At 57.3% G+C, this 9,606-nt stretch carries 10 protein-coding genes and 1 pseudogene; 8 read left to right on the top strand and 3 right to left on the bottom strand.

The features are described 5' to 3' along the window. From dnaB to Q0M74_RS11045, 3 genes are all read left to right on the top strand, one after another. A partial coding sequence (gene dnaB, locus Q0M74_RS11055) for a replicative DNA helicase (RefSeq protein WP_293954410.1) occupies positions 1 to 980 on the top strand: 980 nt, incomplete at its 5' end. A gap of 306 nt (positions 981 to 1,286) precedes the next feature. Then, positions 1,287 to 1,841 (top strand): PadR family transcriptional regulator, encoded by a 555-nt coding sequence (locus Q0M74_RS11050; RefSeq protein ID WP_293954407.1) that lies wholly within the window; start codon positions 1,287 to 1,289, stop codon positions 1,839 to 1,841. Further along, positions 1,822 to 2,049: a hypothetical protein gene (locus Q0M74_RS11045; protein WP_293954404.1), complete on the top strand. Its 228-nt coding sequence runs from the start codon at positions 1,822 to 1,824 to the stop codon at positions 2,047 to 2,049. The genes Q0M74_RS11050 and Q0M74_RS11045 overlap by 20 nt, the downstream gene beginning before the upstream one ends. Here the strand turns inward: Q0M74_RS11045 and Q0M74_RS11040 are convergent. Both Q0M74_RS11040 and Q0M74_RS11035 read right to left on the bottom strand, forming a co-directional pair. Continuing rightward, on the bottom strand, positions 2,009 to 3,331 hold the full coding sequence (locus tag Q0M74_RS11040; protein ID WP_293954402.1) for an MFS transporter: 1,323 nt from the start codon (positions 3,329 to 3,331) through the stop codon (positions 2,009 to 2,011). The two genes, Q0M74_RS11045 and Q0M74_RS11040, sit on opposite strands and share 41 nt — an antisense overlap. A gap of 271 nt (positions 3,332 to 3,602) precedes the next feature. After that, a pseudogene (locus Q0M74_RS11035) lies at positions 3,603 to 3,806 on the bottom strand (heavy-metal-associated domain-containing protein). Between the two features lie 197 nt (positions 3,807 to 4,003). Between Q0M74_RS11035 and Q0M74_RS11030 the strand changes: the two are divergent. Both Q0M74_RS11030 and Q0M74_RS11025 read left to right on the top strand, forming a co-directional pair. After that, on the top strand, positions 4,004 to 4,381 hold the full coding sequence (locus tag Q0M74_RS11030) for a co-chaperone YbbN (protein ID WP_293954399.1): 378 nt from the start codon (positions 4,004 to 4,006) through the stop codon (positions 4,379 to 4,381). Positions 4,382 to 4,612: 231 nt separating this feature from the next. Continuing rightward, entirely contained in the window at positions 4,613 to 5,545 is a 933-nt protein-coding gene (locus Q0M74_RS11025; RefSeq protein ID WP_293954397.1) for a PspA/IM30 family protein, read from the top strand. Between the two features lie 95 nt (positions 5,546 to 5,640). On the opposite strand, the gene Q0M74_RS11020 is transcribed toward Q0M74_RS11025, so the two are convergent. Next, a complete protein-coding gene (locus tag Q0M74_RS11020) occupies positions 5,641 to 7,107 on the bottom strand; it encodes an NYN domain-containing protein (protein WP_293954395.1) in 1,467 nt (488 codons plus the stop codon). A gap of 219 nt (positions 7,108 to 7,326) precedes the next feature. Here Q0M74_RS11020 and Q0M74_RS11015 point away from each other — a divergent pair, with 219 nt between their 5' ends. Genes Q0M74_RS11015 through Q0M74_RS11005 form a run of 3 tightly spaced genes read left to right on the top strand, consistent with a single transcriptional unit; the run spans position 7,327 to position 9,544 of the window. Next, on the top strand, positions 7,327 to 7,701 hold the full coding sequence (locus Q0M74_RS11015; protein ID WP_293954392.1) for a GntR family transcriptional regulator: 375 nt from the start codon (positions 7,327 to 7,329) through the stop codon (positions 7,699 to 7,701). After that, positions 7,698 to 8,564, top strand: coding sequence for an ATP-binding cassette domain-containing protein (locus Q0M74_RS11010; RefSeq protein WP_293954390.1), 867 nt, complete (start codon positions 7,698 to 7,700; stop codon positions 8,562 to 8,564). The genes Q0M74_RS11015 and Q0M74_RS11010 overlap by 4 nt, the downstream gene beginning before the upstream one ends. After that, positions 8,561 to 9,544 (top strand): hypothetical protein, encoded by a 984-nt coding sequence (locus tag Q0M74_RS11005; RefSeq protein ID WP_293954388.1) that lies wholly within the window; start codon positions 8,561 to 8,563, stop codon positions 9,542 to 9,544. Before Q0M74_RS11010 ends, Q0M74_RS11005 begins: the two co-directional genes overlap by 4 nt. Positions 9,545 to 9,606 lie beyond the last annotated feature (62 nt).

Below are 9,606 nucleotides of genomic sequence, written 5' to 3'. Positions count from 1 at the left end.
ACGCAGGCACACGCGTTGTCCAGCTGGGTTATGAAGGTGATGAGGGCGCGGAGATTGATGCTGTCATCGACCGTGCCCAGCAGGAAGTCTTCGCCGTTTCACAGAAGAATCAGAGCGAGGACTATTCCGTCCTTGCCGATATCCTCGGCGAAACCATGGAGGAACTTGAGCAGCTCAGCACTGATGGTGGTCTGGCTGCGGGTATGCCCACCGGTTTCAAGGACCTGGATGACCTGACCAATGGTCTGCGTGGTGGCCAGATGATCATCGTGGCGGCCCGACCAGGTGTGGGTAAGTCCACGCTGGCACTGGATTTCATGCGTTCAGCCTCCATCAAAAACGACATGGCCTCTGTCATCTTCTCCCTGGAAATGTCGAAGTCGGAGATTGTCATGAGACTGCTGTCTGCAGAGACCGAGATCCGTCTGTCTGATATGCGTGGTGGAAAGATGGATGAGGAGGCCTGGGAGAAGATGGTCCAGCGCCTGGACAAGGTGGCCAAGGCACCTCTGTTCATCGATGACTCGGCAAACCTCACGATGATGGAGATCCGCTCCAAGGCGAGGAAGCTGAAGCAGAAGCATGATCTGAAACTGATCGTGGTGGACTACCTCCAGCTGATGAGCTCGGGCAAGCGCGTGGAATCCCGTCAGCAGGAGGTCTCGGAGTTCTCCCGTCAGCTGAAGCTGTTGGCCAAGGAGCTTGATGTTCCCCTGATTGCCATCTCCCAGCTGAACCGTGGTCCGGAAGCGCGTACCGATAAGCGTCCGCAGCTTGCCGATCTCCGTGAGTCCGGTTCCCTGGAGCAAGACGCTGATATCGTCATGCTGCTGTACCGTCCTGACTCCCAGGACAAGGATGATGAGCGTGCGGGTGAGGCGGACATCATCTTGGCGAAGCACCGTGGTGGCCCGATTGACACCGTTCAGGTGGCGCACCAGCTTCACTATTCACGTTTTGTGGATATGGCGCGCGGTTAAATCCGGGATTAAGGCAGCGCTAAGAAGTCCAGTTGAGAGGGGGGCGGCGACCAGTTGTGGTCGCCGCTTTTTTGTGTTTCTGGGTCTGTTTTCTGGGTGGGTATTCTGCGACACACTTGAATTTCCACTGCATCCCGGGTCACTAACCACAGCCTAAGCTATGTATGGCAAGCCTTAGCGACATAGCCTGACCAGCATTTATGGTTTATGATAGTCACTATCGTTGACTTAACGATAGGTTGAGATATATCGTTAACTTTTCGGCATTCATCACGAGTCACGCTGAACTGCGGAGAGGTAGACGCTATGCGCAACCGACATTTTCATCACACCCAAGAACTTAATAATGAAACCCACGGAGAGCGTCCCGGCCGCAAACATGCGCACCGGGATCATCACGGTCATGGCCGGCGCCCCGGACGGGGCCGCGGTGGACGTGCAGGACGGGGAGACCTACGGCATGTGGTTCTGTCCCTGTTGGGCCAGGAGTCAATGCACGGCTATCAGATCATCACGATCATCAATGAACGTACCGAAGGTAATTGGAGCCCCAGTCCGGGCGCCATCTACCCGACACTCTCCATGCTTGAGGATGAAGGCCTGATCACCATCAGCACTGAATCCGGTCGCAAGATGGCCCGCCTGACAATAGAAGGCCAGCAGCTTGTGGCTGAAAAGGGTGCCGCATGGAGTGGCATTCTCGAGGCCTACCGCGATCCGGCCTCGCGGGAATCTGAAGTATTCAACATCAGAAGTGAGTTCTACAAGATCCGGGATCTACTCAAGGCGACCCCGGAGGGTAATGAAGAGAAAATAATCGAGATTTTAAGGAAGGCAGCAGATGACATCAAGAAACTTTAACCCCGACACCGTGCAGCTGCGCGAAGACATCGTGGTCACCCGCAAGGGCGGTGCCACGGTTATCGCCAACGTTCCACGCAACCTCGAAGACTTCAAAACCCACGACAACCAGAGTGGCATCGTGGGTCATCTGAAGACCTGGTGGAAGGATCTCACCTCCCACAGTGCTAATCAGCGAGAGCTTTACCCTTCTGCTCAGGCAGCGTAAACGCAGCAACCGCCGCGACGGCGAATGCTGAGGAGAACAATGCGAACAGCATCACGGGTCCGCCGAAGGCGATGACCGGTGGCACAATCAGTGGTGCAATGATGGATGCAATGCGGCCAAAACCCGCTGCAGCGCCTGTTCCGGTACCTCGAACATGAGTGGGATAGAGCTCAGGTCCGATGGCGTACAGCGCGCCCCATGCCCCCAGGTTGAAGAATGACAAGAAACAACCTGCAACAAGAATCTGCCATTCCATATCCGCCATGCCGTACATGGCTGCGGACACTGCAGAGCCAGCCAGAAAAGTAGCAAGAGTGGCCCTGCGGCCCCACTTTTCAATAAGCCACGCTGCCACCGCATAACCCGGTAACTGGGCCAGGGTGATGATCAGCGTGAACTGGAAAGACTTCACCAGGGTGAAGCCATCAGCTACCAGTAGCGATGGAATCCAGATGAAGGCACCGTAATACGACAGGTTGATGCAGAACCAGACGATCCACAACGCAGCCGTGCGCCTGCGGAGGCTCTTCGCCCAGATGGATTCGGATCCAGTGGCAGCAACGTCACGATCATCTGTATCCGGCAGGTCAGCAACAGGTTTTCCTTCAAGAGCGGCCTGCTGTTCAAAGGACACCACGATGGCCTCGGCTTCATCATGGCGGCCCCGACTCTCCAGGAAGCGCACTGATTCCGGTAGTCCGAGGCGAACATAGATGGCATAGGCGGCGGGGACACAGCCCAGGGCCAGGGCCCAGCGCCAGCCATTGTCGCCGATGGTGACCACGAAGGTGCCGATGATCGCGGCGAGAATCCACCCGAGTGCCCAGAATGCCTCGAGGATCACCACCATCCGGCCACGGATGCGGCGTGGTGAGAATTCTGAGATCAGCGTTGAGGCCACAGGAAGTTCCGCACCCAGGCCCAGGCCGACGATGAAACGCAGGGCCATCAGCATGGCCAGCGATACCGACAGGGCAGAAGCGCCCGTCGCCAAGCCATAGATGAGCAAGGAGAGGGCAAATACCTGCCGGCGCCCCAGCTTGTCTGCCAGCAGTCCACCAAAGGTGGCTCCCAAAGCCATGCCGACAAAGCCGATGGAACCCAGCAGTGACGCCTGGGTGGCAGATAAGTCCCAATGGGTGACCAGTGCAGCCATGATGAAGGAGATTAGTCCGACATCCATGGCGTCTAGGGCCCAGCCGATGCCGGAGCCACCGAGAAGTTTCTTATGTTTAGACGTGACGGGCAGACGATCCAGCCTGTCGTTGCGCGTTAAGTTCATGAGCCAGAACTCTACTCTTGCAATGGAAACAATCCGGGAATGCGATCACCCCCTCTGTGATAGGGCCACAGTGGTCACGGCGGTGAAATCATGGGGATTGTGGGGCAGGAGGGGTGTACGGGGATGAAAAACCCCGCCCCCCTTCCTGGAAAGGGGCGGGAAAAGTGGCCAGACTAACAGTTCTATAACCGGCCAGGTCCCCCAATTATGGGGCTGACCTGGGCATAGGTACGACTATTAAGTGCCGGGGCAGGGGGTTAGCCACCTGAGATTATTGCGTCACCTTATAGCCTGCGCGCTCTACAGCGGCGATAATGTCATCATCGCTGAAGCCCTCACCTGTGACAGCTTCGCGACCGGTCTCCTAATCAACCTCTGCGCGCTGGGTGCCGAGGACCTCAGAGACTTCCTCCTCGACGGAGGTGACACATTTTTCGCAGGTCATGCCCTCAACTGAGTAATTCTTGGTGCTCACAACAACGATCCTTCCGATCTTCTGATGCTACTGATGCCCAAACCATTCAACATCTGCAAGGTACGATGTTCCATGGGTCAGGTTAGGGCTTGAGGGCCCCCATCTGGGCTGGATATTGCCCACGATGGGAATGCCCACGGCCTATTTTGAGTTGGTCTTTATATACCGACCATACAAACATTTATAAGGAGTTTTCAATGGCAACGATTGATGTAACCGAAGACACATTTGAAGAAACCGTCACCGGTGAGGGCATTGTTCTCGTAGACGCGTGGGCTTCCTGGTGCGGCCCTTGCCGCCAGTTCGCCCCAACCTATGAGAAGGTTTCCGGTGATCACCCGGATGCTGTCTTCGCCAAGCTGGACACCGAGGCCAACCAGAGCCTGTCCGCAGCGCTGGAGATCCAGTCCATCCCCACCCTGATGATCTTCCGCGACGGCATCATGGTCTACCGCGAAGCCGGCACCATGCCTGCACCAGCACTCGATGATCTGGTCAAGCAGGTTAAGCAGCTCGACATGGAAGATGTTCGTCGCCAGATCGCAGAGCAGAACACCGCCGAAGGCGAAGCTTAAGCTCAACGCCTGTGTCGCAACACCCTTTCCCCTTGATAGATGAGGGCAAGGCCCCCAACGTCCTGACGTCCCCGCATGCTGTGGAGGAGTCAGGACGTTGTTGTTTCATGAGGGTCTGGGGAAGACCGGGGAATTTTCAGGGGTTATCCCGACGGGCAGAGCCTGTGGTTTTACGTAGACTCGTGGGCACAGTAACGATAAAAACCACGAACTCCTGGGAAGTGACTGACAATGGCTAATCCATTCAGCAAGGGCTGGAAGTATCTGATGGCTTCCTTCGACAACAAGATTGATGAAAATGCTGATCCGAAGGTGCAGATCCAGCAGGCTGTCACCGCTGCGAAGCAGCAGCACAATGACATCATGCAGCAGGCCTCGCAGCTCATCGGTCAGCAGAAGCAGCTGGAGATGAAGCTGGACCGCCTGGTCAAGGATCGCGATTCCTTGCAGGACAAGGCACGCCAGGCCATCCAGCTCGCCGACAAGGCATCCCAGGAGGGCGATACCACCAAGGCGCAGGAGTTCAACAACACTGCCGAGGTCTTCGCTTCCCAGCTGGTGTCTGTGGAACAGCAGCTGGAGGAAACCACCGCGCTGCACAACCAGGCCAAGTCCGCCGCTGCGGATGCAACCAGCAAGTCCAAGGAATCGGAGATGCGTCTCAAGGACCAGCTCTCACAGATTGATGCCCTCCGGCAGCAGGCTGACCAGGCGTCCATGCAGGAATCTGTCACCAAGTCCATGGACTCCCTCAACCAGTTCGGTCAGAATGATGATTCCGTCCCGACCCTGGATGCTGTCCGTGAGAAGATCGAACGCCGCTACGCCGATGCACTCGGTGCGCAGGAACTCACCCAGAACTCAGTGAGTGACCGGATGGCGGAAATCCAGAAAACCGGCACCGACATGCGTGCCTCTGCCCGCCTGGAGCAGCTCCGTGCCGAAGCCGGACTGAGTGCAGGTTCCTCAGCCGGTGCAGCCGGCCAGTTGAACAAGGGTTCTGAACCAGTCGATGCTGAAGAGCTTGTCGACGAATCCGCCACTGACCCTGCCACTGGGTCTGCTACTGGGTCTGCTACTGAAGCTGCAGCTGCGGACAGCGTCGCAAAAGACACCGGCACCGCCATTGATGATAAGGCTGACGGCAGCGCTACCAAGAAATAACCGCACTATAAAGACATAGTTCAAGGCCGCCACCTGAAAACTAGGTGGCGGCCTTGAACTATTACATGAGGACTCTGATGTGAGAGACCGGGGTGCTACTCAGTTCGCAGATTGAGCAGAACCCCGCGGATTCCAGAGTGGAAGCCATCCCGCAGGCTCACACGCTGGCCCTCGGTGAGTGTGTACTCATGGAGGGTTTCGCAGGCGAACTGGAGAAGCGGGCGGTCAATCTCCGGAGGCAGCCCACCGCCGGAGAGCAGATGAGCCTGATCCCTCTGATCGGTGGTGGCAGCATTGTCGAACCACCAGGAGGCGTACTGCTGGCCCACATCATAAGGGGTCTGGAACCCGGCTGATGCCCACACCTCATTGGGGAGGGGAACATAACGGGAACGCAGCTTACGACGTGGCGCCATCATGGATGGGCTTGGTGGGCCTTTGGGCTTGGCCTGCTCCACCTGTTCCTCAACAGCAGAGGATTCCTCAGCAGCTGTGGTGGCGCCCTCGCTGGTCAGGGATTCTTCAGTACGGTCATCGCTAGGAGCTGCAGCAGGCGTAGGCGCAGATGCTGGTTTGGGTCTGCTGAGCGACGCCGGAGAGGGTGTTGCCGGGGCCACGGTGGACGGCATGGCGGCAGGCTTGTTGGCGGGCTTGGCAGCGGCAGCAGGCGCGGGAGTTTCCCGGGATGTCTGCTGCCTGGCCTGCTGGTTGTCTGCTGCAGTGGAATCAACGGTGGAGGTGGTGGAGCCGGCCGGGGCTGGTTCACCGGTACTGGAAACAGTGTCCGTTTCAGCAGTCTCGGGTGCATCAGGCTTGTCGTTGAGACTGTCTTCGCGCTTATCCAGCGCACTGGTTGCTTCGCAGAGACGCTCATCATCCTGTTCGGAGGGTTCCCCGGGACGTGGGGAGGTGGACTCCATGACGCCTTCGGCATTGGGGACCGGGGTCAGGCCCAGTTCCTCAATGGGTTCGGCATCGCCAATTGGCTTCACGCGGATGGTCGGAGCCACCGGCCCCTCGAGAACCTGCAGTTGCATGCAATCAGCGAAGTCCTCCCGCGGATCCAGGATGGTGGTGGTGTCACAGCAGTGGCGCAGCTGGGAAGACATGGAATCCCAACCGAAGCCGTAGAGGTGCACGCGAAGGCCTGCGTTGGCAGCTTCCTGGACACCCGGGATCATGTCGGCATCACCGGACACTAAGACGATGTCGGAACATTGTCCGCGGACACCGGCCAGCACCAGGTCAGCGACCAGGCGGGTGTCTACTGCCTTCTGGGTGCGGCGTTCGCCCCATTCGATCAGCTGCCCAGCACGGAGCTGGACGCCGTCGCAGGTGCGTAGCGCGCGTTGATAACGATGTGGCCCGGAATCTGGGATTCCGTCGTACCACATCTGCCGTTGAACAGGCTGTTTAAGTTGTGTTTCAATCATCCTTCCTAAGACCCCGACTACCTCGGGTAAATCAATTTCTAATTGGGCGCGTGCGCCTGTCTCCCAAGAGTTATAAAAGCTTGCGAGTAGGTACGACGTGTCCACGAAGACCTGTGTGCGTTCAAGCATGGCTCCTAATTCCGATTCTGTTGAGTTATAAATCTATTCATCTAAGCATGCCTTATTCAGCAATAATGCGTCTATTTGCGGTGGATAAACCGGGGTCGGGTTTTGCAAAGGGTGTAATCGGGTGTCGTAACAGCGGTCTTTTTGCCCTTGCGGTGACGTGGCACGCAACCTAAGGTTAGTTACATGAGTAATCAACCAATGAGGTGCTGAATGGATTTCATGGATGAAACCACCGTGCCACTGTTCCGGCAGATTGCCTTATTGCTGGAGGACAGCATCGTGGACGGATCCCTGAAAGTCGGGGAGCGCGCACCCTCAACCAATGAACTGGCGGCCTTTCATCAGATCAATCCGGCAACAGCACGCAAGGGGCTTTCTCTTCTGGTGGATTCCGGAGTGTTGGAGAAGCGGCGAGGCATCGGCATGTTCGTCACCGAAGAGGCCTCCAGCATCATTCTGCGTAGGCGCCAGGAGGGATTCGCCGCAGGCTTCCTGGTCCCCCTCGTGGATGAGGCGGTGAAGTTGGGGATCTCAAGAAAAGATGTCCAGAACCTATTCGAGCAGATCGCAGAAAGCAGAGGACTGTATAAATGATCTCCCTGAATCAGATGACCGTGGGGTACGGATCTGCGCAACCAGTGCTGGAGGACATCAGCCTGCAGCTGGAGGCCGGTCAGATCCATGGGCTGGTGGGTATGAATGGTGCGGGTAAAACCACGCTGCTGCGGGTGCTCGCGGGACAGGTCGATGCCAAGGGTGGCACGCAGGTGTTCGGGGAGGATCCCTTTGACAATCCCCGTACTCTGGGACGCACTGTACTGATGGGTATCGATGTCCCCCTGCCGGATTCATGGAGTGGGCGCAAACTCCTGGAATTCGGGCAGGCGCGCTACGCCACCTGGGATCAGAAGCGGGCTGAGGAACTGGTCAAACGTTTCTCGCTGCCCGAGTCGACTCTGGTGGGCATGATGTCACGCGGTCAGCGTTCAGCCTTGTCCTTTATATACGCCTTCGCTGCCAACTGTGAGTTGACCTTGCTGGATGAGACTTATCTCGGCCTGGACGTGAGCAAACGCCACGCTTTCTATGAAACATTGCGTGAGGAACGTGGCCGTACCACCATCGTGTTCGCCACCCATCACCTCCACGACTCGGAGAGCCTCCTGGACACCATCACGCTTATCGACGCCGGCCAGCTCGTCCTCAGCGGACCGGTCACCGGACTCACCGAAGAGGTCCTGGCCATCACCGGCACCAGTGAGGCGGTGGATGCGACCTTGGCGCAGTTCCCCGCACCCCTGCTTGCCGACGCCCGCATCGGCGGTGCCCGCCGTGCCGTCCTCGACTTACGCGAGTGGCCTGGTGTGGCTGATGATCTCTGGGATGCCGCTGGTGTATCTGTCTCCACCGTCAGCCTGGATGAATCAGCCCGTGCACTCATGGAGGTGACGAAATGATGATCGCTGATCAAAAACAGGTGTTCCGTCTACTCAACCTGAAGTCTGAGTGGCTATCTGTGGCGGTGCTGGTGGTCTTTACCGTTGCTTCTTTCCTCATGGGGGACTGGCGGATATTCTTTGCTTCCTTGTTTGTCGCCCTCTTCGTGGCGCGGGTGGAGCCTGATGAAAAAACCTATCTGGTCCTGGGATTGAGTAGGGGGCTGTGGCAACAACACCGGCGACGCTTGATCTGGGGTTTCGCTCTCATCTTTTCCTCCACGTCATTGGTGATGGGGATGATCATGGAGATCCATCTGGTTCCGGTGTTGGCTCCACTTCTCATTGCCTTCCTCCGAAGCTTGCGTAATCCGCGCCGGGCTTCGGAGAAGGAACAAGCGCTGAAGAAGCCGGGTACTCTCCGCGGGATTCATCTGCGTGTGTGGCGGGATATCTGGATCAGCTTTGCCAGCGTGACGGTGTGTATCTGGGGATGGAATGAATTTCAACGGGAAGAAGAGAAGGCGGGTGTTGCCGCCTTGGCATTCGTTCTCTTCGTTCTGCTTGGGGTCTTCCGGGGAGTAAACGGAACGCTGCGAGGAACCCTGCGTCAATGGGTTGCCTTCGGAAACACACGGGAAGGGTGGTTGAAGCAGGCCCTGTTGCTGTCGCTGCTCAGTCCGGTTGCCGCAATTGTTTTCGCACCGGCCTATATATACGTATTCAATGGGGAGTTTCTCCACATCCTCATCGTCGGAATCTTCATGCCACTGATCGTGTTGTTGGCAGACCTGGCTGATGGAAAGAGAATTCTCTGGATTCCTCTGCTGGGCATCGGGCTGGGTGTGTTTGCCGGCGTGCTTCCAAGCATCTACTCAGTAGTGGTGCTTGTGGTGGGTGCTCTGTTCCTGGTGTTCCTGCTGTGGAGAATGGTGCTTCAGGTGCAGATCTTCCGCTTTGGCCTGGCCGGTTGGTTGGGGCTTGCTCGAATGGTTGATTAGAAACTACTTGTGAGCTGGGGGTTTGTGGCTTCTGTGGGGGCTGTGTAGATTAGTACGAGTCA

This window comes from uncultured Corynebacterium sp. (assembly GCF_945649885.1).
Lineage (GTDB): Bacteria > Actinomycetota > Actinomycetes > Mycobacteriales > Mycobacteriaceae > Corynebacterium.
The sequence above is the reverse complement of the archived record's forward strand: the minus strand, read 5'-3'. Positions and strand labels throughout refer to the sequence as shown.